This window comes from Paraburkholderia sediminicola (assembly GCF_902859805.1).
Taxonomy (GTDB): Bacteria; Pseudomonadota; Gammaproteobacteria; order Burkholderiales; family Burkholderiaceae; genus Paraburkholderia; species Paraburkholderia sediminicola.
On record NZ_CADIKC010000006.1, the window covers coordinates 24653 to 50379 of the forward strand.

Annotated in this window: 23 protein-coding genes; 11 read left to right on the forward strand and 12 right to left on the reverse strand. The window is 61.8% G+C overall.

Annotation, left to right across the window (positions count from 1 at the left end; genetic code table 11):
* Window positions 1–52: 52 nt before the first annotated feature.
* Entirely contained in the window at window positions 53–859 is an 807-nt protein-coding gene (locus tag R8871_RS21125) for an SDR family oxidoreductase (RefSeq protein WP_175052537.1), read from the reverse strand.
* Window positions 860–1643: 784 nt separating this feature from the next.
* Here R8871_RS21125 and R8871_RS21130 point away from each other — a divergent pair.
* From R8871_RS21130 to rfaE1, 5 genes are read left to right on the forward strand one after another with little or no spacing between them, the layout of a single operon-like run.
* Window positions 1644–2426 carry an ABC transporter permease gene (locus tag R8871_RS21130; RefSeq protein ID WP_175052214.1) on the forward strand — a complete coding sequence of 261 codons (783 nt, stop codon included), beginning with the start codon at window positions 1644–1646 and terminating at the stop codon, window positions 2424–2426.
* 2 nt (window positions 2427–2428) lie between these two features.
* The gene (locus R8871_RS21135) at window positions 2429–3196 is read left to right on the forward strand and encodes an ABC transporter ATP-binding protein (protein WP_322789519.1); all 768 of its coding nucleotides are present in this window, start codon (window positions 2429–2431) and stop codon (window positions 3194–3196) included.
* Window positions 3193–4569, forward strand: a complete 1377-nt coding sequence (locus R8871_RS21140) for a glycosyltransferase family 9 protein (RefSeq protein WP_175052215.1) — start codon at window positions 3193–3195, stop codon at window positions 4567–4569. Before R8871_RS21135 ends, R8871_RS21140 begins: the two co-directional genes overlap by 4 nt.
* Complete coding sequence (locus R8871_RS21145; protein ID WP_175052216.1) at window positions 4559–5779, forward strand: acyltransferase family protein; 1221 nt, start codon at window positions 4559–4561, stop codon at window positions 5777–5779. Before R8871_RS21140 ends, R8871_RS21145 begins: the two co-directional genes overlap by 11 nt.
* A gap of 45 nt (window positions 5780–5824) precedes the next feature.
* A complete protein-coding gene (gene rfaE1, locus R8871_RS21150) occupies window positions 5825–6751 on the forward strand; it encodes a D-glycero-beta-D-manno-heptose-7-phosphate kinase (protein WP_175052217.1) in 927 nt (308 codons plus the stop codon).
* 70 nt (window positions 6752–6821) lie between these two features.
* Here the strand turns inward: rfaE1 and R8871_RS21155 are convergent, their stop codons facing one another.
* The 10 genes from R8871_RS21155 to R8871_RS21200 all read right to left on the reverse strand — a co-directional run bounded on the left by R8871_RS21155 (window position 6822) and on the right by R8871_RS21200 (window position 18612).
* A complete protein-coding gene (locus R8871_RS21155) occupies window positions 6822–8048 on the reverse strand; it encodes a C40 family peptidase (protein WP_175052218.1) in 1227 nt (408 codons plus the stop codon).
* A gap of 206 nt (window positions 8049–8254) precedes the next feature.
* The gene (locus R8871_RS21160) at window positions 8255–10129 is read right to left on the reverse strand and encodes a PhoH family protein (protein WP_175052219.1); all 1875 of its coding nucleotides are present in this window, start codon (window positions 10127–10129) and stop codon (window positions 8255–8257) included.
* A gap of 347 nt (window positions 10130–10476) precedes the next feature.
* Window positions 10477–10938: a peroxiredoxin gene (locus R8871_RS21165; RefSeq protein WP_054034536.1), complete on the reverse strand. Its 462-nt coding sequence runs from the start codon at window positions 10936–10938 to the stop codon at window positions 10477–10479.
* A gap of 153 nt (window positions 10939–11091) precedes the next feature.
* Window positions 11092–11985: a polysaccharide deacetylase family protein gene (locus R8871_RS21170; protein WP_175052220.1), complete on the reverse strand. Its 894-nt coding sequence runs from the start codon at window positions 11983–11985 to the stop codon at window positions 11092–11094.
* Between the two features lie 10 nt (window positions 11986–11995).
* A complete protein-coding gene (locus tag R8871_RS21175; protein ID WP_093632622.1) occupies window positions 11996–13042 on the reverse strand; it encodes a bifunctional UDP-4-keto-pentose/UDP-xylose synthase in 1047 nt (348 codons plus the stop codon).
* Entirely contained in the window at window positions 13039–13986 is a 948-nt protein-coding gene (locus R8871_RS21180; RefSeq protein ID WP_175052221.1) for a formyltransferase, read from the reverse strand. Before R8871_RS21180 ends, R8871_RS21175 begins: the two co-directional genes overlap by 4 nt.
* Window positions 13983–15026 (reverse strand): glycosyltransferase, encoded by a 1044-nt coding sequence (locus R8871_RS21185; protein ID WP_175052222.1) that lies wholly within the window; start codon window positions 15024–15026, stop codon window positions 13983–13985. The genes R8871_RS21180 and R8871_RS21185 overlap by 4 nt, the downstream gene beginning before the upstream one ends.
* A gap of 6 nt (window positions 15027–15032) precedes the next feature.
* Complete coding sequence (locus R8871_RS21190) at window positions 15033–16184, reverse strand: DegT/DnrJ/EryC1/StrS family aminotransferase (protein WP_175052223.1); 1152 nt, start codon at window positions 16182–16184, stop codon at window positions 15033–15035.
* A gap of 258 nt (window positions 16185–16442) precedes the next feature.
* Complete coding sequence (locus R8871_RS21195; protein WP_054034531.1) at window positions 16443–16814, reverse strand: SMR family transporter; 372 nt, start codon at window positions 16812–16814, stop codon at window positions 16443–16445.
* Between the two features lie 25 nt (window positions 16815–16839).
* Window positions 16840–18612 (reverse strand): ArnT family glycosyltransferase, encoded by a 1773-nt coding sequence (locus tag R8871_RS21200; RefSeq protein ID WP_175052224.1) that lies wholly within the window; start codon window positions 18610–18612, stop codon window positions 16840–16842.
* Here R8871_RS21200 and R8871_RS21205 point away from each other — a divergent pair.
* Window positions 18611–18751 carry a hypothetical protein gene (locus R8871_RS21205; protein ID WP_175052225.1) on the forward strand — a complete coding sequence of 47 codons (141 nt, stop codon included), beginning with the start codon at window positions 18611–18613 and terminating at the stop codon, window positions 18749–18751. The genes R8871_RS21200 and R8871_RS21205 overlap by 2 nt on opposite strands.
* A 72-nt stretch (window positions 18752–18823) precedes the next feature.
* Here the strand turns inward: R8871_RS21205 and R8871_RS21210 are convergent, their stop codons facing one another.
* A complete protein-coding gene (locus tag R8871_RS21210; protein WP_175052226.1) occupies window positions 18824–19198 on the reverse strand; it encodes an Mth938-like domain-containing protein in 375 nt (124 codons plus the stop codon).
* A gap of 422 nt (window positions 19199–19620) precedes the next feature.
* On the opposite strand from R8871_RS21210, the gene R8871_RS21215 reads away from it, so the two are divergent.
* The 5 genes from R8871_RS21215 (at window position 19621) to moaD (ending at window position 25720) form a co-directional block, all read left to right on the forward strand.
* Window positions 19621–20868 carry a pyridoxal phosphate-dependent aminotransferase gene (locus R8871_RS21215; protein WP_280519153.1) on the forward strand — a complete coding sequence of 416 codons (1248 nt, stop codon included), beginning with the start codon at window positions 19621–19623 and terminating at the stop codon, window positions 20866–20868.
* 76 nt (window positions 20869–20944) lie between these two features.
* Complete coding sequence (locus R8871_RS21220; protein WP_115782845.1) at window positions 20945–22276, forward strand: homoserine dehydrogenase; 1332 nt, start codon at window positions 20945–20947, stop codon at window positions 22274–22276.
* A gap of 7 nt (window positions 22277–22283) precedes the next feature.
* Window positions 22284–23735 carry a threonine synthase gene (gene thrC, locus R8871_RS21225; protein ID WP_175052228.1) on the forward strand — a complete coding sequence of 484 codons (1452 nt, stop codon included), beginning with the start codon at window positions 22284–22286 and terminating at the stop codon, window positions 23733–23735.
* 462 nt (window positions 23736–24197) lie between these two features.
* Window positions 24198–25436, forward strand: coding sequence for a molybdopterin molybdotransferase MoeA (locus R8871_RS21230; protein WP_175052539.1), 1239 nt, complete (start codon window positions 24198–24200; stop codon window positions 25434–25436).
* Window positions 25437–25462: 26 nt separating this feature from the next.
* Window positions 25463–25720: a molybdopterin converting factor subunit 1 gene (gene moaD / locus R8871_RS21235; RefSeq protein ID WP_054039444.1), complete on the forward strand. Its 258-nt coding sequence runs from the start codon at window positions 25463–25465 to the stop codon at window positions 25718–25720.
* The last annotated feature ends 7 nt before the right edge of the window (window positions 25721–25727 follow it).

Here is a 25727-nt window from a genome sequence, read left to right on the forward strand (position 1 = left end):
CGGAGCCAAGAGCACGCCCCCGACCTTACAGCTGCAAATAAAAGCGCGCCGCTCAGATCAGCGGCGTGCTGCCTCCATCCATTGGGACGATTGCGCCCGTCACATAGCTCGCGCGGCGGCTGGCAAGAAACAGCGCGACGTCGGCGATCTCCTCCGGTTTTGCGTAGCGTCCGAGTGGCACCTTGGCCTGCCCGCGCGCCAGCGCGTCCGCGTTCTCGATGCCCTGCTGTGACGCTTCCAGCTTGACCGCTTCCTCGACGCGCTCGGTTAGCGTCGAACCCGGGTTGATCGCGTTGATGCGGATGCCGTAGCGCGCGTAATAGTGCGCGAGGCCAACGGTGGCCAGCATCAGCGCGGCATTTGCAGCACCGCCAGCGATATGGATGTCGCTCGCGATCTTGCCTCCCATGCCGATGATGTTGACGATCGTTCCGGGCTCGGCGCTGTCGCCGGCCTTTACACGCTCGGCCATGCGGCGCAAGACTTCCTGTTGCGGGTAGATGTAGGGGAAATACTTCGCTTCCATGGTGGCCCGGAACGCGTCGGCATCGAGCGTTTCCGGGTCATAGCGACGGGCTGCGCCGGCGCTGTTGATGAGTACGTCGATTGGGCCGACGGCGGTGCTGACTTCCTCGACGATATCGGCAGCGCTATGCGGTTCGTGCAGATCGGCCCGGGTCCGATGCACATGCAGTCCTTCCTGCTTTAACTGCTCGTAAGCGCGCGCGAGATTGGCGGGGTCGCGCGAGACGATCGCCACCTTGGCGCCTTCCAGCGCGAATGCGCGGGCGCAGGCGAACCCGATGCCCTTGCTGCCGCCCGTGATCAACACCACCTTGTCTTTCAGCCCGAGATCCATCGTCATCACCCGAAGTCGGAAGAATATCGATGACGATAGCAGATCGGCGGCTTTCGCTGCAGTGTCACGCGGCTTTGGCGAGGAAAAATTGGGGAGAGCAGTTTGGTTGCCCGGCATCTCAATGAGTTTCAACGCCGCGCATGGGGTGCGACACAGACCCTCAACCCGGCATTTTCCGTTGCGGCAGGCTCTCAGTGCCTCAGTCCCTAATATCCTGGTCAAGGTGAACGCAGGTCGGCAACTCAATGCCGCGTTGTTAGGCATGCCTGTGCACAATCGGGGGATCTGCTGCCGGACATGCGCAAGTTAATCCGCTCTTGATGGCAGCAAGACATTCGGGAAGGCCGGGTTCGGGGATTCGATTCACCTATGCCGACTTTCCTGTGATTGGAGGAATGTTGGCGTCCAGTTTTGCTGTCGGTTCAGAATCGCAATCAATCGGACGAATCCTATTTGCTTCATGTGTTGTGTGGCCACATCAGCAGCGCCGTCTTGCATGATGGCATTTGTAAGAATGCTGGTTCGCTGCATCCACGAGTATTGTTGTGGTGCCGCCCCGTGGCATTGAGGTAAGTCAGGTAAGAAGGCTCGTTCTTCCATGACATGCAATCTGTAAAAAGTAGGATGACTAAATACTATGGGAAATGTGACGCCCTGATTCCCTCGTGTCAACTACATTAAATCGTTCCCAGCAACGACGCCTAAAGGATTAGCAGTGAGCGCACGCAGAAGGGTGGTGCTCGCAGTTTTCGGCCGGAACCATCACCCACTGGAAATTTAAAGCATGCTCTCCGATTCACTCCGTGATTTTTCCTCGGCTCTCGAACGATGGCGTTTGTGGTCTTTGCTCGGCTGGCTGGACATTCGACAGCGCTATGCCCGCTCCGCACTGGGGCCTTTCTGGATCACCCTGAGCATGGGCGTCATGGTGGGATCTCTTGGCCTCGTCTACGGCACGCTTTTCGGCCAGCCCATGACCGGCTATCTGCCTCTCGTTGGTAATGGTTTCGTGGTCTGGGGGTTGATCTCGGGGGTATTGAACGATTCCTGCGGCGCCTACATCAACAACGCCAACTACATCCGCCAAAGCGATGCTGGTCTTTGGACCTACATCTTCCAGGTGTTGTGTCGCCAACTGATCATGTTCGCCCACAACTTCGTCATCGTGCTGGTTCTTCTTGCCGTCTTTGGCATTGATCATCCGGCGTCGCTGGTGTGGTTCGTGCCCGGTCTGGCCGTGCTCATGCTCAACTTGACCTGGATGGCGCAGGTATTCGCCCTTTCGTCGGCTCGGTATCGCGACGTGCCTCAACTTGTGGCGGCTGTCGTGCAGATCCTGTTTTACATCACACCGCTGATGTGGCGTCCCACGATGCTGTCGAGACATGCCTGGTTGATCACATTCAACCCATTTGCGTCGCTGGTCGATCTTGTGCGCTCTCCACTGCTGGGGCAGACCCCAGCCATGGCAAGTTGGGTGGTCGGCCTGTGTCTCGCCATCGTGGGCTGGCTGCTGGCTTTGTGGATGTATGCCCGCACGTCCGAACGTGTTGCTTATTGGGTGTGATCATGATGTCCGAACTTCAGGTTTCAAGGATAACCGTCGATCTTCCCGTATTCGAGGTGCAGGGCAGGTCGTTGCGCAAGCGAGTGGCCGCGCTCGGCCGTCGCAGCACCATGGCCGAGGGTGCCGAAGGCGCGATTATCGTGCGGGCGCTAAACGATGTGAGCTTTCAACTCGAGCGGGGCGACCGCCTGGGGTTGATCGGGCAGAACGGTGCTGGCAAAAGCACGTTGCTGCGAGTGCTGGCCGGCATCTACAGGCCAACGAAAGGCGTGGTGTGCAGGACCGGGAAAACAGTTCCGCTGCTGGACATCACGCTTGGCCTCGACGAGCACTCCACCGGCCGTCAGAACATTCGCCTGCGCGGCTTGTTCCTTGGGATGGATCCCGAATTGATCAAGGATCGTGAGGAGGAGATCGCAGCGTTCGCGGAGATCGGGGACTACATCGACATGCCGGTTCGCACATACTCCACGGGCATGCGTATGCGACTGGCGTTTTCTATTTCGATGGCGGTGCAAGCCGACATTCTGTTGCTCGACGAGGTGCTTGGCGTTGGCGACAGCGCTTTCCAGGAAAAAGCCAAGGCGAGGTTGCGTGAGGTCGCTGCGGAGTCCGGCATCGTCGTGATCGCCCTGCATTCCAGCCCAGTCATCATGGAAATGTGCAATAAGGCGCTTTGGCTCGACCACGGCAACGTTCGCATGCTAGGGGGCGCGCATGAAGTGGTGCGCGCCTATGACGACTTCATGCATGGGAGGGCCGCGGCATGAATTCCGATCTGCGCGCGATCAAGATCAGCCGTCTTCGCCAGATGGATCTCAACCGGCATCACGTTCCGCTGCTGGGGCGGAGCGTTCGCCGTTACAGGGAACTTTCCACGACCTACTCACAGCCGGTGGTAGTCGGCTATTTCATCAATCGCGCATTGGCCAAGGGCTGGTCCTTAACCAAATCCAAACTGATTAAACCTATGAAACTGCGATTCTGGAAAAGACCCGGCCAGGCTTCCATTAGAGATGGAAGTCTCGCAGGCGAAACGGTCTACGCCATTCGCATCACGGGAGGCCTGGGCGACGCCATTATCATCGCGCGCCTGGCCCGTGATCTTCAGGTCACGCTCGGTGGGCAAACGAAGTTCGACGTGTATTTCCTTTCGCCCAAGATTATCGAGCCATTTTTCAGAGGTATTCCCGGCTTTCGGGAGAGCATTCACGTCGATGCTTTTTCAACAGCCGCGCCGCACTACACGTTCTCGCTTATCGCCAACCAGTTCGTGACTTTCCTGAACGAACACATGCACTATCGTGCGCTGCTGCGCGACAACCCGAAGGTTCTCAGCCTGTTTGGCCACGTGCAGGCAATACGCAAGGACATCGAGAAATACATCGTGGCGCATCCGTCTCTCGACGGTTCGTTCGCCGATATAGCCGTGCGTCAGAACCACACGCGCAACACCTATCTGCACGAGATGCTTGGGATCGACTACGGCGGTGATCTCCTCAACATCGGCGCCGACCCCACAGCTTGCCAGGACTTCGGGCTGATGCCGAAAAACTACGTCACCGTGCACGACGGTTGGGACACCAAGTTCAAGCTGGTTGCGCATCGTCCGACCAAGGCATTGCCGCTGCAGACGTGGATTGACGTAGTGCGCCGCCTTAAGGCCGCGCGTCCGGATCTGATGATTGTTCAGTTGGGCGGCAAGACGGGCGACGATATTCCTGGCGTGGATGTCAACCTCAAGAACAAGCTGACCTTTGCGCAATCCGCATCCATCCTGGCTGGGTCTGCTCTGCATTTGGATACCGAGTCGGGTCTTGTGCATATCGCCGCCACGCTTGGGGTGAAAAGCGTGGTGATGTTCGGGCCGACCAATGTGAAGTGGTTTGGCTATTCACAAAACGCCAATATTTCGCCTAGGCAATGCGGCAACTGCTGGTGGTCAACCGACTCGTGGATGGATTTCTGCGCAGCCGGATATGAACGGCCAGCCTGCATGGGCAGCATCGATGCGCAGCACGTTGTGTCCAATGCCTTGCTCCTGTTGAGCGCGGAACCGGTGATGAAGACCCACGAGCCGGCACCCGAAGCCGACGCTTGTGTGGATTCCGTCGTGACGCAAGAGCAAGCCCATGCGGGATGAAAACCCAGCCAGCGTATTCGACGGCAAACGCAACAATGATATCGAGATGCTGCGTGGGGTTGCCATCCTGTTCGTGCTGGCAGATCATATTTTCGGTTTCTGGGATATCCCGAATCTGCAGTCAACGCTGGGTGACTATGCGTCATTCTGGGGTGGTGTGGATCTGTTTTTTGCGATCTCCGGATTTGTCATTGCGCAATCCCTGCTTCGCTCGATGGTTGGTCTTCAATCCGCGCAGGGCAAGGTAAGGGCGCTGGTTTCATTCTGGATCAAACGCGTCTGGCGTTTGTGGCCGGCGGCCTGGCTCTGGCTGATGGTGCCGTTCATCGTCGCGTTGATAGCGATTCCGGACATGCAACACGGGGCAAACCTGAGAGCCAATGTCTCGTTTCTCTTTGGCGGCATTCTAAACGTCGTCAATATTCAGGAATGGGCTTATTGGCACCACAACGGCATGCGACCTCTCTACGCCAGCCCCTATTGGAGTCTCTCTCTCGAAGAGCAGTTTTACCTGCTATGTGCACCGTTTCTGCTGTTCGTGCCTCGCAAATGGGTTATTGCCATTCTGGTGTCAGTGATCGCTGTCCAGTTTCCCATGGTTCGCGGCGCGAATACTGACGATCTGGCCTGGTTCATCCGCAGCGACGCGTTTGCGTGGGGCGTGTTGCTGTCCCTGCTCTCGTCAAGCCGCTTGCCCAGGGCGCTGATCGAACCGACATTGCTGCGCCGCCGCTGGTTTGCACGCCCGCTTTTAGTCTTCGTGCTCGCAAGCATCGCTGTCATGCCTCAACTCCTGTACTCACTGCCTTTTGGTGTCGGTCTGATTGCCGCTCTGTCGGGATTGCTGGTGTTTATTGCAAGCTATGACGAGGGGTATCTCGGATTGCACGGTTTTGTGGGCAAATTGCTGTCCTGGATTGGCAACCGATCGTATGCCATTTATCTGGTCAATGGCGCGGTCATTGCATTAGGACTGCGTAGTGGGCCATTGAGCGAGATGAGCCGCCATCATTTGTCCGATCTGCTGTTGATGAGCGCAGTCTTTCTGGTTGTCACCCTGATCCTGGCAGACGTAACCTATCGCTTCATCGAAGTTCCCGCCCGTCTGCACGGCCGCAAACTCGCGATGGCTTACGGCAACGCTCAACCAGCATCCGATTTTCGCTCGTCGTCACCTGTTCAAGATATCCGTGACCACGAAAGCGCTTGATTCGTATGTCCTATGTCGAAAAACACTATCTGAAGGAGCCGTAACTTGAGTCTGGATTGCTCGTCGGCTTTCGTCATCGTTGCCGGTGACGTGATGCTGGATCGCTACTGGTTTGGGGATAGCACGCGAATTTCCCCAGAAGCGCCTGTCCCTGTCGTTCATGTCCGGCGCACGCGTGACGTGGCGGGCGGGGCGGCCAATGTGGCCATCAACGCGGTGAATCTGGGTGCGAGAACGACGCTGCTGTCCATTGTCGGCGACGACCAGGATGGGCGTTCCTTGCGGTCTTTGCTGGAATCCGCGAATGTTCAATGCGCATTTCTGCACGATGCGGCGCTGCAAACCACCGTTAAACTCCGCGTCATCTCTCGCAACCAGCAGATCGTGCGTGCTGACTTCGAGCAGCGTCCCGACCACGAACTGTTGCTTCCGCTGGTGGCTCGCTTTCACGAGAAGCTTGAATCGTGCAAGACAGTTGTGTTCTCGGATTATGGCAAGGGTGGTCTGGTGCACCTTGGCCTGATGATGGAGGCGGGCAGGGCCGCGGGCTCGACCATTCTGATCGATCCCAAGGGGCACGACTATTCCATATATCGTGGGGCAACCGTCGTCACTCCAAATCGGGATGAATTCGCGCAGGCTGCCGGCAAATGGACCGATGAATCGGACTTCGAGCGCCGCGCCTTTGCACTGCGCGACAGCCTGGAGCTTGCAGCCCTGCTCGTGACGCGCTCAGAAGAAGGCATGAGCCTCTTTCTAGAGGGGCGCCACATCCGCATTCCCGCCCAGGCGCGCGAGGTCTATGACGTATCCGGCGCCGGCGATACGGTCATTGCCACCATGGCCGCCGCCATGGGCGCGGGCCACAACGTCGAGAGCGCAGCGCGCCTCGCTAACGTGGCTGCCGGCATCGTGGTTGGCAAGGTGGGCACCGCGCCTATTACGCTTGAGGAACTCAATCAGCATGTCTAATCGCATTATCGTCACCGGCGCGATTGTCAGGGGGACTATGCGGCGTGTGCGGACGAGTCGTGCTGCGGTATCAAAAGCTGCCGTTGGCGAACCGGGCGATGGGGTCGTCGGTGGTTTGCGTGGGAGCGGGGACGCCACGCGATGCTGTCGAGGCCCGCATGATCTGCACGCCGCCGTTCGCGTCGGCTTGCTGAGCCTGCCGAGCCTGGCGCGCGGCGACTGAGGCGGGCGGAGGCGGTTCGAAGGCGTCGGCTGCAGCGTCGATCGGATCAGGCGCGCCGGTGGCCGCGGTTTGCGGGACAGTGCGTCCAGCCGCCTGTTGTTGGGCCGAGGCCCCGGTGGCGTCATATGTGCTTGCCTGGGCGGTTGGAACCGGCGTCGGCGAGACGGCGCCCGCCGCGCGCGCCTGTAACTGCGCCGCGCTCATGCCGGGCGGCGGTGGCTCGAACGGATCAGCTTGAGGCGCAAGCGTCGTCGCTGTGGCGAGTTGTGGGCTTGCGGCAGATGCCGGGCGTGTCGTCGCGGCGACGCGAGTTGCTTGCTGCGATGTGAGCGAACCCGCCGTGTAGTTCGAGGGCGGTTGCGCCGCCGCAGGCCGGACTGTTGCCGGCGTCGAACTTGTCGTCGCCATGCCCGCGGCCGTGACTGCTGTACCCGCTGTCGCTGCCGTCGCATACGCAGGCATTGTCTGCGCCCCGCGTTCGGGTTGAGGCTCCGCAGCCTGATAGCTCGGGGTATCGAACGGTGCCGGTGTCGCAGCTGGCGCTGCCACCCGGCGAATACCGTCGAAGCGCTTGGCCCAATACGGATTAGTCAGATAGTCGAGCCGCACGGTGCCGCCCGTCGACGGTGCGTTGACGAAGCGCAGCTTGCCCACGTAAATGCCGACGTGCGAATGCGCGCGTCCGGTGGTGTTGAAGAAAATCAGATCGCCCGGCGCAATTTCATCCGGTTCGATGGATTCGCCGCGGCCGCTCATATCCGCGGTCGTCCGTGGCAAATTCACCGATGCCGCGCGTGACACGACGTAGCGAACCAATCCGCTGCAATCGAAGCCGCTATCGGGTGTATTGCCGCCCCAACGGTATGGAATACCGACCAGACCCATCGCCTGGATTGAGATTTCCTCGCGCCCGATGCTGTGGTCGACGAAATTCGGGAAACCCGGCGGCGGCGCGTGATAAGCGCCATTCGTAACCACAACCGACGAACCCGGCCCGCGCGACGTCTTTTGCGGCGCGCCGGCGCAAGCGGCGAGCAGCAAAACGGTCAGCAGCGAAAAGGCGAGTTTGCGCATGAAGACGAAGGGAGCGGGTAAACGCTCGTTTAATGGCGGACGATGTCCGGATGGTAGCCCGTCGAAGCTGGCTCAAGCAAGAATTCTTGATAAATTACTTGAAGTTCGTGCGCTAAGTGTTGCCGACCGGAAACGCGTGCCCAATAAAAAAGCCGCGCCCGGTGTGACCCGGACACGGCTTCCAGTCGAAACTAAAGCGTTGAAACTTAAAGGATTTCCGACGCGTAATCCGCGAGGCGCGAACGCTCGCCGCGCGCCAGCGTCACATGCCCGCTGTGCGCCCAGCCCTTGAAGCGATCCACGACGTACGTCAACCCCGAGCTGCCTTCGGTCAGGTAAGGCGTATCGATCTGCGCGATATTGCCGAGACAGATGATCTTCGTGCCAGGACCCGCGCGCGTAACCAGCGTCTTCATCTGCTTAGGCGTCAGGTTTTGCGCCTCGTCGATGATCAGATACTTGTCCACGAACGTACGGCCGCGCATGAAGTTCATGCTCTTGACCTTCAGGCGCGAGCGGATCAGTTCCTGAGTCGCGGCGCGGCCCCATTCACCCGCTGCGTCGTCGGTTTTCTGCAGGACTTCAAGGTTGTCGTCGAATGCACCCATCCACGGCTGCATTTTTTCCTCTTCCGTACCCGGCAGGAAGCCGATGTCTTCACCGACCGGCACCGTGGCACGCGTCACGATGATCTCGTTGTAGCGTTTGTCGTCGAGCACCTGCGCCAAGCCGGCCGCGAGTGCGACCAGCGTCTTGCCGGTACCGGCCTGACCCAGCAGCGTGACGAAGTCGATCTCCGGATTCATCAGCAGGTTCAGCGCGAAGTTCTGCTCGCGATTGCGCGCCGTGATGCCCCACACGTTGTTCTTGTGGTGACCGTAGTCGCGCAAGGTTTGCAGCAGCGCCGTCTTGCCGTTCAGCTCGCGCACCAGCGCATGAAACGTGGGCTCGCCGTTCTGCGGTTCAAGATAGACGAACTCGTTGACCAGCATCGAGGCGCAGAGCGGTCCCGTCACGCGGTAGTACGTGGTGCCGGTTTTGGTGTCCTGCCAGCTCTCCATGCCCTTTGCGTGCTTGGTCCAGAAATCCTGGGGCAGCGCGCGGATGCCGGAATACAGCAAATCGCTGTCTTCGAGCACCTGGTCGTTGAAGTAATCTTCTGCGGGCAGGCCGAGCGCATGCGCCTTGATACGCATGTTGATGTCTTTCGACACCAGCACGACCTGGCGATCCATGCGGTCGCGCTGCAACGCACGCACCACGCCGAGAATCTGGTTGTCGGCCTTGCCTTCCGGCAGACCTTCGACGGGCTCGATGGCGTTGAGCTTGGTCTGGAAGTACAGGCGCCCGGACGCCTCACGGCTGCCGAGACGCGCAAGCGAAATGCCGTCCGAGATGTTGCCGGCGTTCGCGACCAACGCGTCCAGCGTGCGGCTCACCTGCCGCGCGTTGCGCGCGACTTCGGACATGCCCTTCTTGTGGTTGTCGAGTTCTTCCAACGTCATCATCGGCAGATAGACGTCGTGTTCCTCGAAACGGAACAGGCAGCTTGGATCGTGCATCAGCACGTTCGTGTCGAGCACGAAAAGCTTCTGCATTTCGAGCGGGTCTGCGGCTGCGCCGCGCTTCTTGCTGGTGCCGCGCGTGCTGGGTGCTACGGCTGCGGGCGTGCTGGCGGCCGGGTCTTTCGCGCTTGGCGCGCGCGCGACGACCGGCTGCGATTTGGCCGCAGGCGTAGGAACAACCGCCGGCTCGGCTTGCGGACGGGCAGCGGGAACCGGTTGCAGCAATGCGGCGGTCTGCTTCGATTTGCGTCCACGCGCCGGTGCAGCTTGCTCGGCGGATGCAGACGCAACAGGGGAGGCCGACGATGCCGGCACGGGCCGCAACGTGGTTGCGGCATTGGCGGCGTGCGCCATCGGGGTGGCGACGTTCGCGCGGCCGTAATCGGCCGACTCTGCTGATTCCCCTCCGACTGCCTGTTTCTTCGCGGCGGAGCGCGCCGGCGTGGCGGCTTTGGCCTTGTATTCGTCAGGCGGCAGGAGATTGCCGAGCTTGCTGGGGGGGGTAGGCAAAGGCATGGTTTCCCTCGAATTAATCGGGTCACATTTCGTGCGCCGCCTGTCGCATTCTGCCGGTGCCAGTGAGTGCGCACGCAGTTTGCGCCCGGAGGCGCGCATTCGGTCTAGAGATGCCGGTTCGCCTGGTTTTCGATCGGCTCCTTAACGGAAGCGCGTAGCCGAGTGAACGCACGGCCGCGCGCAATTAAAAAAGCCGCCGCCCCGGCGTACGGGACAAGCGGCTCGCCTTCGGTTATCGCGTTGCGCCTCATGACTTCGACAGAGCCGACGAAACGGCCGTCAAGTCCGGCGCAGCAACGAAAAGTGTGGGGTGGACAGGCACTCATTGGAACCCAATATAACGCGCCTCAAAGCGCTTGTACAGCCTCCAGAATGTCATCGACATGCCCTGGCACTTTCACGCCACGCCACTCCTGGCGCAGCACGCCTTCGGCGTCGATCAGGAACGTGGAGCGTTCGATCCCACGCACTTCTTTGCCATACATTTTCTTCAATTTCATGACGCCGAAGAGCGCACACAACGTTTCTTCGGGGTCCGAGATCAACGGAAACGGTAGTTCGAGCTTTGCCTTGAAATTGTCATGCGAACGCAGGCTGTCGCGTGACACGCCGAGAATTTCCGCGCCGGCTTTCTTGAACTTCGGATAGAGATCGCGAAACTGCAGACCTTCGGTCGTGCAGCCCGGCGTGTTGTCCTTCGGGTAGAAATACAGGACCACCTTCTTGCCCCGCAGCTTGGACAGCGTGATCTCGCCACCGGTAGCGGGGGCGGTAAAGTCGGGGATGGGTTGGTCGACTGCGATGGGCACGAGGTTCTCCGGTTGTTATGGCCGACGCCGCAGCATTTGCACTTGCAACTGCTGCGGCGCCGGCCTGGCATCGAGGCTTTCGGGGAGGGCGACTGGCGCGTGTGGTGGTCGCTCGCGCGGCCTGGTCGTCAGTGCCAGCGAGAGATTGGCCAGTCAGGGCTGGACAATCAGCTCGCCGGAGCGACCTGGAATTTCGCCCCACGTAACAGGGTACGATGGCAGCGTGCTGCGGTCTAGCGTGGCGTAGTAATCACCCATGGTCGCGAAGGTATGACCTTGCGCCCGCCAGCCTTCCAGCAGCTGTTCGAAAATCGGTGCGAGCTTTTGTCCTTCGAGCTCCGCGTGCAGCGTGAACACCTGATCGTGCGGATTGTTTTCGGTGTGCTTCAACATCCATGCGGCGACGGTGTGCTCGTCGACCCCATCCACACCCAGCACTTCGTCGAGCGTCGGCAGCGTGGTGGGCATCTGCACGTGCGACAGTTGCCGGCCGTCGACCACCGGCAGATACGGCGAGTGGCCGCGCCCGTCGGACGCGTAGTGCATGCCCCACGCGTCGATCTGCTCGAACGCATGCCCGTTCATCTGCCAGCCCGCTGCGCCGTGCGTGACGGGCGGCGCGCCGAAGATCCCGACGAAGCGGTTGAAGCTCTTCTGCATCTGCTTCTCGGTCCAAGCCTGGTCTTGCGAACGCACGTTGTCCTGCCAGTACACGTGGTCCCAGGTATGGATGCCGCATTCGAAACCGGCCTCGTGAATCGCGCGCATTTCCGCGGCGGTTTTCACGCCGATATCCGGACCCGGCAGCAACACGCCGTACATCAATTGCTTGATGCCGTAGTGTTCGACCACCGAGGTACGCGACACCTTCTTCAGAAAACCCGGCCGCAACACGCGGCGCATCGCCCAACCGGTGTGGTCGGGCCCGAGGCTGAAGAGGAAAGTGGCGCGCGCCTTGAAGCGGTCGAAGATGCGTGCGAGATTCGGCACGCCTTCGCGGGTGCCGCGCAGCGTGTCGACGTCGATCTTCAGGACGATACGAGCCAAGGATCAGGCCTTATTGTTGTTCGACGAGGGCGCGCGCTTCGGCGACGTGGCCGCGATACGCTTCGAAAATCTTGCGCAGCGCTTCGTCGAAGGTCGACTTCGGCGCCCAGCCGAGTTCCTGCATCGTGTTGTCGATCTTCGGCACGCGGTTCTGCACGTCCTGGTAGCCCGCACCGTAGTACGCGCCCGAGGACGTTTCGACCAGTTGCACCTTCTTGGCCAGTTCGGCGTATTCCGGGAATTCAGCGGCCAGCGTCAGCATCTTGTGCGCGAGCTCGCGCACCGAGAAGTTGTTGGTCGGGTTGCCGATGTTGTAGATCTTGCCCGTGGCGACGCCGTCCTTGTTCTCGATGATCTTCATCAGCGCGCCGATGCCGTCATCGATATCCGTGAACGCGCGCTTCTGGGCGCCGCCGTCCACGAGGCTGATGTTCTCGCCGCGCACGATGTGGCCGAGGAACTGCGTGACCACGCGCGAGCTGCCTTCCTTCGGCGTGTAGATCGAATCGAGGCCCGGGCCGATCCAGTTGAACGGACGGAACAGCGTGAAGTTCAGGCCTTCCATGCCGTAACCCCAGATCACGCGGTCCATGAGCTGCTTGGAGCACGCGTAGATCCAGCGCGGCTTGTTAATCGGGCCGTACGACAGTTGCGACTCTTCCGGGTCGAACTGCTCGTCCGTGCACATGCCGTAGACCTCGGAGGTCGACGGGAACACGAGGTGCTTGCCGTATTTGACGGCCGAACGCACGATCGGCAGGTTCGCTTCGAAATCCAGCTCGAACACGCGCAACGGCTGCTTCACGTACGTGGCGGGCGTGGCGATCGCGACCAGCGGCAGGATCACATCGCACTTCTTGATGTGATATTCCACCCACTCCTTGTTGATCGTGATGTCGCCTTCGAAGAAGTGCATCCGCTCATGGTTGATCAGGTCACCCAGACGTTCGGTCTGCATGTCCATCCCGAAGACTTCCCAATCGGTCGTTTCGAGAATGCGTTTGGACAGGTGATGGCCGATGAAGCCGTTCACACCCAGAATCAGGACTTTTTTCATGAGTAACGGGGAGTTTCGAGGGGAGTTTGGATGAGCCGGGCGAATTCGGACGGGGTAACGACGGTTTCGCTGCCGTCGTACAGGTGCCGCAATTCGTGGATGGCGATCGAGCGACCGTCGCCGCATATCGCAAAAACGGCATTATCGCTTACGTGCAGGCCCGGGGGCAAATCCGAGCGAAGCGCGCCGGGCGCAGCCAGGCGCGCACGGGCGATGATGAAACGGCGGCCTTCCAGATCCGTAAACGCGCCGGGATAGGGCGGCGCGACCGCACGGACCAGGTTGTAGACCTGCTGAGCGGGTTGCGTCCAGTCGATCCGGCCGTCTTCAGGCTTGCGCCCGCCGTAATAGCTGCCGTGCGACAGATCGTTCGGCAGATGCGGCGCTTCGCCCGCCAGCAAAGCCGGAAGCACGCGCCACAGGGTTTGCTCGGCGGCTACCGTGACCTTGTCGAACACTTGCGCGGCGGTGTCGTCGGGCAGGATCGGCACCGGCGTTTGCGCGATGATCGCGCCCGCGTCGGGCTTGGCGGCCATTTCGTGCAGCGTCGCGCCGGTTTCGGTTTCGCCGTGGATCACCGCCCAGTTAGTCGGCACGCGGCCGCGGTACTTCGGCAGGAGCGAGCCGTGCATGTTGTAAGCGCCCCGTGCGGCGAGCGCGAGCAGGTCGACCGGCAACATGTGGCGGTAGTAGAACGAGAAGATGAAGTCCGGGCGCGCGGCGCTCAACGCGGCGCGTAATTCCGGGCTCTTCGGATCGGCCGGCGTGACAACGGGAATGCCGTGCTCGGCCGCAACCGAGGCGACGCTGCCGAACCAGATGTTTTCGGTCGGGTTGTCTTCATGCGTGACGACCAGCGCCACGTCGACGCCGCGTGCGAGCAGCACCTGCAGGCAGCGCACGCCGACGTTGTGATACGCGAAAACGACGGCGCGCGGCTTCATGAGTTCGGGTCCTGATCGATCAGCGGGGCGGCCTGGACGGCCTGCACGACCGCTTGACGCGGCGCTTCGGTCACGGTCGCGCCGTCGCGCTGCTCGAGAATCGTCTGCACCAGATAACGCGGGCGCGCACGCACCTGCTGATAAATCCGGCCGATGTATTCACCCAGCAGGCCCAACGCGAAGATGATCACGCCGAGCAGGAAGAAGATGACGGCGAACAGCGTGAACACGCCTTGCACTTCCGCGCCGATGATGAAGCGGCGAATCAGCAGCAGCACGAACAGCGCCGCGGATCCGAGCGACAGGATCACGCCGATGAACGACAGCCATTGCAGCGGCACCACCGAGAAGCCGGTGACGAGGTCGAAATTCAAACGGATCAGCGAATACAGCGAGTACTTCGATTCGCCGGCAAAACGCTCTTCGTGCGCGACTTCGATCTCGACCGGATTCTGCGCGAAGGTGTAGGCGAGTGCCGGAATAAAGGTGTTGATTTCACCGCAGCGATTGATCGTGTCGATGATGTGCCGGCTGTACGCGCGCAGCATGCAGCCCTGGTCGGTCATCTTGATGCGCGTGATGCGCTCGCGCAGACGGTTCATTGCGCGCGAGGCCTTGCGGCGCCACAAGCTGTCCTGGCGTTGCAGACGGATCGTGCCGACATAGTCGTAGCCTTCACGCATCTTGCTGACCAGCTTGCCGATTTCTTCCGGCGGATTCTGCAGGTCGGCGTCGAGCGTGATGACGATCTCGCCGCGCGATTGCTCGAAGCCCGCCAGAATCGCCATGTGCTGGCCGTAGTTGCCGTTCAGCAGGATCACGCGGGTCGTGTCGGGCCGGGCGCGGAACTGATCGGCGAGCAGCGCGGGGGATTTGTCGCGGCTGCCGTCGTTGATGAAGATCACTTCATAACCGGTGCCGAGCGCGTCGAGCGCCGGGTAGAGGCGCGCGAACAGCGCGGCCAGCCCGGCTTCCTCGTTGTACACCGGGATGATGATCGACACTTCCGGTGCGACGGCGCGATGTTCCGAATAACTCATTTCCGCTTATTTTCCGTATTGTTCGCAAATTTCATTGACCGCGCGGCAGACCCGCTCCACGTCGCTCTCGTTCATCAGCGTGAACAGCGGCAGCGTGACCGTGCTGGCGCCATAGCGCTCCGCGTGCGGGAACATGCCTTCCTTGAAGCCCTTCGCGCGGTACAGCGAGAACAGGTGGATCGCCGGGTAGTGCACGCCCGAACCGATGCCGCGTTCCTTCAACTGGCCCATGAAGCCGGCGCGGTCGATCGAGAGTTTTTCGAGCGGCAGCGTGATCAGGAACATGTGCCAGTTGCTGTTTTCAAAATCCGCCAGCGGCAGGCCGACGCCCAGCCTGGCCGCCGCGCCGCCTTCGAAGCCCGCGAAGTACGCGCGCGCCAGTTTCTTGCGCTGCGCAATAAAGCGTTCGAGATGCGGCATCTGGCCCAAGCCGACGCGCGCGGCAACGTCCGTCAGGTTGTACTTGCCGCCCAGCAAGTCGCAGTCCATGCCGTCAAAGCCGGTGCGGGTGATGCCTTGCAGGCGGTACTTCTGCGCGAGGACGGCTTCTTCCTCATTGTTCAGCACCAGTGCGCCGCCTTCGATCGAAGTCAGATTCTTGTTCGCGTGGAAGCTGAACGAGACGATATCGCCGAGTTTGCCGATGCGCTCGCCTTTCCATGTCGAGCCGAACGCCTGCGCGGCGTCTTCGATCACGCGCAGCTTGTGGGCGCGGGCAATCTCGTACAGCCGGTCCATGTCGACCGGCAGGCCTGACAGATACACCGGAATGATCGCCTTGGTGCGCGGCGTGATGGCCTTTTCCAGCAGATCCAGGTCGATGTTGCGAGTCGCCGGGTCGATGTCGACGAACACCGGCGTCGCGCCAACCTCGTAGACCACATTGCTGGTCGCGACCCACGAGGCGGGGGTGGTGATGACTTCGTCGCCTTCACCCACGCCGGCGATGCGCAGGCCGATTTCGAGCGTCGCGGTGCCGGAATTGAACGTGCGCACCGGACGGCCGCCGCAGAACTCGGACAACGCCGCTTCGAACTTCTGGTTCTGCGGGCCGGTGGTGATCCAACCGGAGCGGAGCACGTCGGCGACACCCTGAATCGTCTCTTCGTCGATCTCAGGTTTGACAAACGGCAAAAACGGGACTGTTGACTGGCTCATGAATGCTTCGCTCGATTGAAAGGGGCGCAACCCGAAGGGCGCGAAGTAGATCACAAACTACGCGCAAACCCAAGGCCACGACTAAAAAAGGGCGCAACCGCCAAGCTTACCGCGGCCAAGCTTACGTTTTACTTAGCCGGCGGCGGGGCCCGGCTTACCGCATCTTTTTCCGCCGGCATTTTCGCGACGCGTGCATCAGTGCCGCGCAATAAACGGTAATAAATCGTGCCCGGCACCGTGCTGCCGGGGCCGTGCCGTCTAGCTGCGCGCCAGGACGACCACGCCGATCAGGATGACGCCGATCCCCACCAGCTTCTGTACCGACATCACTTCGCCGAATAGATACCACGCCGCGAACGCGTTGACGACGTATCCGAGCGACAACATCGGATAGGCGATCGACACGTCCACCCGCGAGAGTCCTATCACCCATACGCCCACGCTGATCACATAACAGGCGAGCCCGCCGATGATCGGCGGTTGGGTCGCGAGGCGAAAGGCGATGGGCAGGATGTTCGCACGGGTGAATTCGAAGTGTCCAACGGCATTCGTTCCGGCTTTGAGCAGCAACTGCGCACCGGCGTTCAACGTGACGCCTGCGAGGATACAAAAGAGCGAAATCGGGTTCATCGAACGGTCAGTTCCTGAGATGGGGTCATTGTTGTGGTTTTTCCACTGGCGCAGGTGCATCAGGCGCCGGTGTGTCTTGCGTCGCAGCGCCGGACGCGCCGGATGCGGGCGCGGCCACTGTCGCGGGCTTGGTCACCACCACCCGGCGGGAATCGCGTGCGACCACCTGCATCGGCAGCCCCTCTTTGAGCAGCCTGTCGTAAGTCGACGGCGGGATCAGCGCGAGCGCATAGCGATCAGCCTTCCAGCGCTCGACCCACGCGTCGACCGTCGGCACCCATTTCTGCGGTTCGACGGATATGCCGAACGCCAGTTCGTCCGGATGTTCGACCATGATCATCGTGTGGTCGACGTAGAACGGCATCGTATGGTCGAGCACGCCGACCGAGTAGAACGGCGTATCGGCTGGCAATTTCGCGATTTCGGCCTTGATCGCGGGCGCGAGCGGTGCGCCGGAACTCAGGCGGCCGAACACGTCGTGCCCCGTGCCTGCAATCGTGCCGAGCAGCAGCCACGCCGCGCCAAAGCTCGCGACGGCGCCAAGCGTGCCGGCGCGGCTGCGGCGGTTCAGCCACAGCGCGAACAGCGTGACCACGAAGGCAACGCCGAGCGCTGCCAGCACCCAGCTGCGGTATTCGACGTACAGCTCGGTCGGGTTGCGCGCGTTGCCGAAGCGCGCCATGAACAGCGCGGCAAACGCGGCCACGACGAGAAACAGCGCGTAGCCGGCCAGATGGCGGCGCAACTGCTCACGCGTGACGAGCGGCAGGTACATGCCGATCACCAGGGCGATCGACGGCGCGATCGGTAGCGTGTACGAGAGCAGCTTGGAGTGCGATGCGCTGAAGAACAGAAAGATGAACGCGGTCCACACCAGCATCAGCGTGACCGGCGCGAAGCCGTTCGGCTGGCGCGGCAGGCGCCACGCATGACGCACGCTCTGGAAAGTCACCGACAACCACGGCAGGAAGCCGACCAGCAGCACCGGCACGAAATAGTAGAACGGCCCCGGGCGGTTCTGTTCGGGCGTCAGATAGCGCTTGAACTGCTGAACGATGAAGAAGAAGTTCAGGAATTCCGGGTTGCGCTGCTGCACCAGCACGAACCACGGCGTGACGATCGCGAAGAACACAATCAGGCCGCCGATCAGGTGCAGGCGCTTCCACACGGCCCAGTCGCGTGCGGCCAGGGTGTACAGCACCAGCACCGCGCCCGGCAGGATCACGCCGACGAGTCCCTTGGACAGCACTGCCAGCGCCATCGCCCCCCAGCACACCCACATCCATGCCCGCACGTTGGCCGTCGGCAGGTTGGGGCGCTGCGCCAGCAGCAGCGCGCAGAGCGTCAGCTCCATCCAGAACGACAGGCCCATGTCGAGCGTGTTGAAGTGGCCCATCAGGTTCCAGTACGGCGACGTGGCCAGCACGATCGCCGCGAACACGCCGGTCGCCGCATTGAACACACGCGCACCGGTGAAGCCGATCAGCAGCACGCCGGCAAAGCCCGTCAGCGCGGTGTAGAGCCGCGCCTGCCATTCGCCGATACCGAACCACGCGAACGTGAGCGCGTTGAGCCAGGTTTGCAGCGGCGGCTTCTCAAAATACTTGTAGCCGTTGTAGCGCGGCGTGATCCAGTCGCCGGTGACGAACATTTCGCGCGCCATTTCGGCGTAGCGGCCTTCGTCGCTCGGCAGCAGATGCCGCCAGCCGAGCGGCACGAACCAGATCACGGCGAGGGCCAGCACCAGCAGCAGGATCGTGGTGCGATTGAGCGGTAGCCTCGTCGGCGTATCGTTCATGAATTTCAACCTTTATGGCAACGCCGCGTGGGCAGCGAGGCAGTGTTATCTGAAAATGGCGATCGCCAGCATGGCGCCAATGGCGCGCAGTGTACGTTATCGGCCGTGGCGCGGCCAGGGCGCGCAGCCGGTTCCGTGATGCGCACACGGCGGCTGCCATGCCTCGCGGCCGGTGCCGGCACGTCAGGCAAACGCCGGCTGCCCGGCGCCACTAGGCTTCGATCAGCAACGCGGCCGCGACCTTGCGGCCCTCGGCCATCAGAATGTTGTAGGTGCGGCAGGCGGCCTTGAAGTCCATCGTTTCGACGCCGATGCGTTTGGCGGTGAGCGCGGCCGTCAGGCGCGGATGGGGGAAGCGCAGGCGCTCACCGCTGCCGAATATGACCACTTCGGGCGCGGCGTCCACCAGCATGGCGAAGTGCTCGGCGCTCAGGTCTTCGAACGAGGAGACGGGCCAGGGGATGACCGGGGCTTCCGGCAGCAGGAGAATGCTGCCGGCGTGGCGCACCAGATTGATTTCGACATAGCCGGCGCCGTAACCGGTGACGGTGTTGAGGGCGCCGCTGGAATCCTGATGTAATTTCAAATTCGTTTTCCGAAGTCGTCGTGAGACATCATGCGTGTTGGCGGCCTGACCTGGCAGAACGGAAGCAGGGCGGTTTGACGCGAGTGGGACACGCGAGTGGCACAGCGAGTGACACAGAAGCGGCCGAAAAGGCTTGCCGTTGCGGTTGGTGCATTGCGGAAGTCGGCCAAAATCCGCTAAATTATAACTTTTTAGCCGCCTTGCGGCGCCCCTCGCTCAAGTGCCACCTCATGTGCTGTCATAAGCCGCCCTGAGAGCACGGGCGCGGCCCATTGGCTACCTGCCCTGGTTCTGCCCGCATTTCGTCTGCTTTTCTCGTCTCTGACGGGCGCGCCGCGTCATAATTCCCCGTATCGGCGGACTTGGCCGGGTCCCGGTTTTTTCGCCCCCGCTTGTTTGCCCAAGCCCATCAACAGGATGAAGTGCCCGCCGTGAAACCGATTCTCAAATCCAACAAGTTGTTGAATGTCTGCTACGACATTCGCGGGCCTGTCCTCGAACATGCGAAGCGGCTCGAAGAAGAGGGCCACCGCATCATCAAGCTGAACATCGGCAATCTCGCGCCGTTCGGCTTCGATGCGCCGGATGAAATCATCCAGGACATGATCCTGAATCTGCCGGGTTCGTCCGGCTACTCGGATTCCAAAGGGGTGTTCGCCGCGCGCAAGGCGATCATGCACTACACGCAGCAAAAGGGCGTGCACGGCGTCGAACTGGACGACATCTACATCGGCAACGGCGCCTCCGAGCTGATCGTGATGGCGCTGCAGGGCCTGCTGAACGACGGCGACGAAGTGTTGCTGCCCGCGCCGGACTACCCGCTGTGGACCGCAGGCGTAAGCCTTTCCGGCGGCACGCCCGTGCACTACATCTGCGACGAATCGAACAGCTGGATGCCTGATCTGGACGACATCCGCGCGAAAATCACGCCGAATACGCGTGCGCTCGTCGTCATCAATCCGAATAACCCGACCGGCGCGCTGTACTCGGACGAACTGCTGCTCGGTCTGATCGAGATCGCCCGCCAGCACGGCCTCGTGATCTTCGCCGACGAGGTCTACGACAAGATCGTCTACGACGGCAAGAAGCACACGTCGATGGCCGCGCTCTCGGAAGACGTGCTCACCGTCACGTTCAACAGTCTCTCGAAGAGCTACCGCTCGTGCGGCTACCGCGCCGGCTGGATGTTCATTTCGGGCCTGACTGGCGAAAACCGCCGCAATGGCAAAGACTACTTCGAAGGGCTCGGCATTCTGGCCTCGATGCGCCTGTGCCCGAACGTGCCCGGCCAGTACGCGATCCAGACCGCGCTCGGCGGCTACCAGAGCATCAACGACCTGATCGTGCCGAGCGGGCGCCTGTACAAACAGCGTGAACTCGCGTATGACATGCTGACGGCCATCCCCGGCGTGAGTTGCGTGAAGCCCGAGGCGGCGCTGTATATGTTCCCGCGCCTCGATCCGAAGATTTATCCGATCCAGGACGACCAGCAGTTCATCCTCGACCTTCTGCTGGAAGAGCGCGTGCTGCTGGTTCAAGGCACCGGTTTCAACTGGAAGACGCCGGATCACTTCCGCGTCGTGTTCCTGCCGAACGTGGACGACCTCGCGGATTCGATCAACCGGATCGCGCGCTTCCTCGACGGCTACCGCAAACGCCACACGGCTTGAGATGGACGGCGCGCCCGGCGCGCGCCGCTGCCAGCCCCAGTTTCCTTTTAATCCCTTACTCGAAAACACACGCTGCATGGAACCGATCAAAGTTGGACTGCTGGGCTTCGGCACGGTAGGCAGCGGCACCTTCACGGTACTGCGCCGCAATCAGGAAGAAATCAAACGCCGCGCGGGCCGCGGCATCGAGATTGCGCGCATTGCCGTGCGCAATCCCGCCAAGGCGACCGCGGCGCTCGGCAGTGAAGCCGGCACCGTGGCGCTGACCGATGACTTCAATGCGGTGGTTGACGATCCGTCGATCGATATCGTGGCCGAAATGATCGGCGGCACGGGCGTGGCGCGCGACCTCGTCCTGCGCGCGATCAACAACCGCAAGCATGTGGTCACCGCCAACAAGGCGCTGCTCGCCGTGCACGGCACGGAGATTTTCGAAGCCGCGCGCGCCAACGGCGTGATGGTGTCGTTCGAAGCGGCCGTGGCCGGCGGCATTCCGATCATCAAGGCGCTGCGCGAAGGGCTCACGGCCAATCGCATCCAGTACATCGCCGGCATCATCAACGGCACGACGAACTACATCCTCTCGGAGATGCGCGACCGTGGGCTCGACTTCGCGACCGCGTTGAAGGCCGCGCAGGAACTGGGCTACGCCGAAGCCGATCCGACCTTCGACATCGAAGGCGTCGACGCCGCCCACAAGGCGACGATCATGAGCGCGATCGCGTTCGGCGTGCCGGTGCAGTTCGACAAGGCGTACGTCGAGGGCATCAGCAAGCTGGCGGCAATCGACATCAAATACGCCGAAGAACTCGGCTACCGCATCAAGCTGCTCGGCATCTCGCGCCGCACGGACAAGGGCATCGAATTGCGCGTGCATCCCACGCTGATTCCGGAAAAACGCCTGCTGGCGAACGTGGAAGGCGCGATGAACGCGGTCGTCGTGCACGGCGACGCGGTGGGCTCCACGCTGTACTACGGCAAGGGCGCGGGCGCGGAGCCGACGGCATCCGCGGTGGTGGCCGACCTGGTCGACGTGACGCGTCTGCATACGGCGGACCCGGAGCATCGCGTGCCGCATCTGGCGTTCCAGCCGGACAGCCTGTCGAGCACGCCGATCCTGCCGATCGAAGAAGTGACGAGCGGCTACTACCTGCGTTTGCGCGTGGCTGACGTGACGGGCGTGCTGGCCGACATCACGCGCATCCTGGCGGATACGGGCATCTCGATCGACGCGCTGCTGCAGAAGGAATCGGAGCAGGTCGATGCGAACGGCAAGGGCGAAACCGACATCATCCTGATTACGCACGAGACGGTCGAAAAGCACGTCAACGCCGCGATCAAAACGATCGAAGCGCTGAAGACCGTCGTCTCGCAAGTCACGAAGCTGCGCATGGAAGCGCTGAACTAGGCCGAATATGAACTACCTCTCTACGCGCGGCGCCGGAGCCGGCGAGCGCCATACGTTTTCCGACATCCTGCTGGGCGGTCTTGCGAAAGACGGCGGCCTGTACCTGCCGGCGGAATATCCGCGCGTCACGGCTGACGAACTGGCGCGCTGGCGCACGCTGCCGTACGCGGATCTCGCGTTCGAGATCCTGTCGAAATTCAGCGACGACATCCCCGCCGAAGACCTGCGCGCGCTGACGCGCAAGACCTACACGGCCGAGACGTACTGCCACGTGCGTGACGACGAAAGCGCCGCGCAGATCACGCCGTTGAAGACGCTGGGCGTCGAGAACGGCGCGCCGCTGTCGCTGCTAGAGCTGTCGAACGGTCCGACGCTCGCGTTCAAGGACATGGCGATGCAGTTGATCGGCAACCTGTTCGAGTACGCGCTGGCCAGACACGGCGAGACGCTGAACATTCTGGGCGCAACTTCGGGCGACACCGGCAGCGCAGCGGAATACGCGATGCGCGGCAAGAAGGGCATCAGCGTGTTCATGCTCTCGCCGCACAAGAAGATGAGCGCGTTCCAGACCGCGCAGATGTACAGCCTGCAGGACCCGAATATTTTCAACATCGCGGTCGAGGGCGTGTTCGACGACGCCCAGGACATCGTGAAGGCGGTTTCGAACGACCACGCGTTCAAGGCGAAGTACAAGATCGGCACGGTCAACTCGATCAACTGGGCGCGCGTCGTGGCGCAGGTCGTGTACTACTTCAAGGGCTACTTTGCCGCGACGAAGTCGAACGACGAACGTGTGTCCTTCACGGTGCCGTCGGGCAATTTCGGCAACGTGTGCGCGGGTCACATCGCGCGCATGATGGGTCTGCCGATCGAGAAGCTGGTGGTCGCGACGAACGAAAACGACGTGCTCGACGAGTTCTTCCGCACGGGCATTTACCGCGTGCGCAAGGCGGCCGAGACGTATCACACCAGCAGCCCGAGCATGGACATTTCGAAGGCATCGAACTTCGAGCGTTTCGTGTTCGACCTGCTGGGCCGCGACCCGGCGCGCGTGCTGCAACTGTTCCGCGACGTCGAAGAAAAGGGTGGTTTCGACCTGGCGGCGAGCGGCGATTTTGCGCGCGTACAGGAATTCGGTTTCGTCTCTGGCCGCAGCAGCCACGAGGACCGCGTGGCTGCGATCCGCGACGTGTTCGAGCGTTACGACACGATGATCGACACGCACACGGCAGACGGTCTGAAGGTGGCGCGCGAGCATTTGCAGGCGGGCATCCCGATGATCGTGCTGGAGACGGCGCAACCGATCAAGTTTGGCGAAACGATCCGCGAAGCGCTGCTACGCGAACCGGAGCGCCCCGCCGCATTCTCGGGCCTGGAATCGCTGCCGCAGCGATTCGAAGTACTGCCGGCAGACGCGCAGCGCGTGAAGGACTACATCGTCGCAAACACGAGCGAGTAACACCGGAGCATCGAGCGCGACGGCGTCGCGCTCGATGCGATGAGCGAGGAACGAGATTGGTTTAAAGAAATACGCTTCGGCGCGCGCAGCGCCGCCGGAAGAATGACGCCCTAGTCACAAGCACGTGCAGGTGCACGAACCCAGATTCCAGTCGCACCACTACCCGCAGCAAACCACGGCGCCCACTTAGCATGAGCGGTTTGAGCCGCTTTCTTTGCTTATCTTTCTTTGCGGCGGCAAAGAAAGTAAGTGCCGCCCCGCACAGGGGCAACACTAATAGACCACTAACAAAACAAGAAAAGCCACCACCCCCCGCAGGCAACCAGAAAAACAACCGCCGAACAGGCAAAAAAACCGCCATAACACCCACCCGCCACCGACCACCAACTCCGACCGCTACAATATTCCTTTAACCAGCGGCTTCGAGACCAGAAGATGTCCACCCCAACGCCCCGCGCCCCGATGCTCTCCACCGCCGAAGCGTTGGCGACCTTGCTCAGCGCAGCGAGCCCGATCCCCGGCACGGAATCGATCCCCACGCTTGACGCCCTCAACCGCGTGCTATCGGCAGACGTTATTTCGCCGCTCGACGTCCCCCCCATGAACACCAGTTCCATGGACGGCTACGCGATCCGCGCAGAAGATCTGGCAACCGACGGCAACCGCCGCCTGCCAATTTCACAACGCATTCCAGCCGGCCACGCACCCGAGCCGTTAAAACCCGGCACGGCAGCCCGCATCTTCACCGGCGCTACGGTGCCGCCGGGCGCGGACGCCATCGTGATGCAGGAGCAAACCGAGGCCGCCGGCAACGAAGTCACGATCCTCCACAGCCCGGCACCCGGCGAATGGATCACCGCCCAAGGCGCGGATATCCGTAGTGGCTCGATCATCCTTCCGGCGGGCACGCGCCTGACGCCGCAAGCATTGGGACTCGCCGCGTCGGTCGGCTGCGCAGAACTTCAGGTGCGCCGCCGCGTAAAAGTCGCCGTGTTCTTCACTGGCGACGAACTGACCATGCCTGGAGAGCCGCTGAAACCCGGCGCGATCTACAACTCGAACCGTTTCACGCTGCGCGGCCTGCTCGAAAAACTGGGCTGTGAGGTGACCGACTACGGCATCGTCCCCGATAAACTCGACGCAACCCGCGCGACTTTGCGTGAAGCCGCGCAAGCGCACGATCTGATCCTGACTTGCGGCGGCGTGTCCGTCGGCGAGGAAGATCATGTCAAACCGGCGGTTGAGGCGGAGGGGCGTCTGTCGATGTGGCAGATCGCGATGAAACCGGGCAAGCCGCTCGCCTTCGGCGCGGTTCGCCGTGCCGCGCAGCAGGCCGATGCGGCTGCGTTAGCCTCAGCCGAAACCTTCTTCATCGGCCTGCCGGGCAATCCGGTGTCCAGCTTCGCGACCTTTTTGCTATTCGTTCGCCCGTTCGTCCTGCGTCTGGCCGGCATGCAGACAGTTGAGCCGCGCGCGTTGTCTCTGCGCGCGGATTTCACACAGAAGAAGGCCGACCGCCGCAACGAATTCCTGCGCGCGCGCATCAATCCGGCCGGCGGCCTCGATCTGTTTCCGAATCAGAGCTCAGCCGTGCTGACCTCGACCGTGTGGGGCGACGGCCTGATCGACAATCCGCCGAACCATGCGATCAGCGCCGGCGAGACCGTGCGTTTCATCCCTTTTTCCGAATTGCTGAACTGAGGCCGGCAACAGCCGGCGGTTTCCCGATGAAGATTCAACTCCGATATTTTGCAAGCGTGCGCGAAGCGCTCGAAACCGCCGACGAAACGGTCGATCTGCCGGACGGCATCGCGACCGTCGGCGACGTGCGCGCCTGGTTGCGCGTGCGCGGGGGCATCTGGGCCGACACCCTCGCCGAAGGCCGCGCGCTGCGCATGGCCTGCAATCACGTGATGACCGATGCCGGCACGCGCGTCACCGAAGGCTGCGAGGTCGCGTTCTTTCCGCCCGTCACCGGCGGTTAAAACGCGC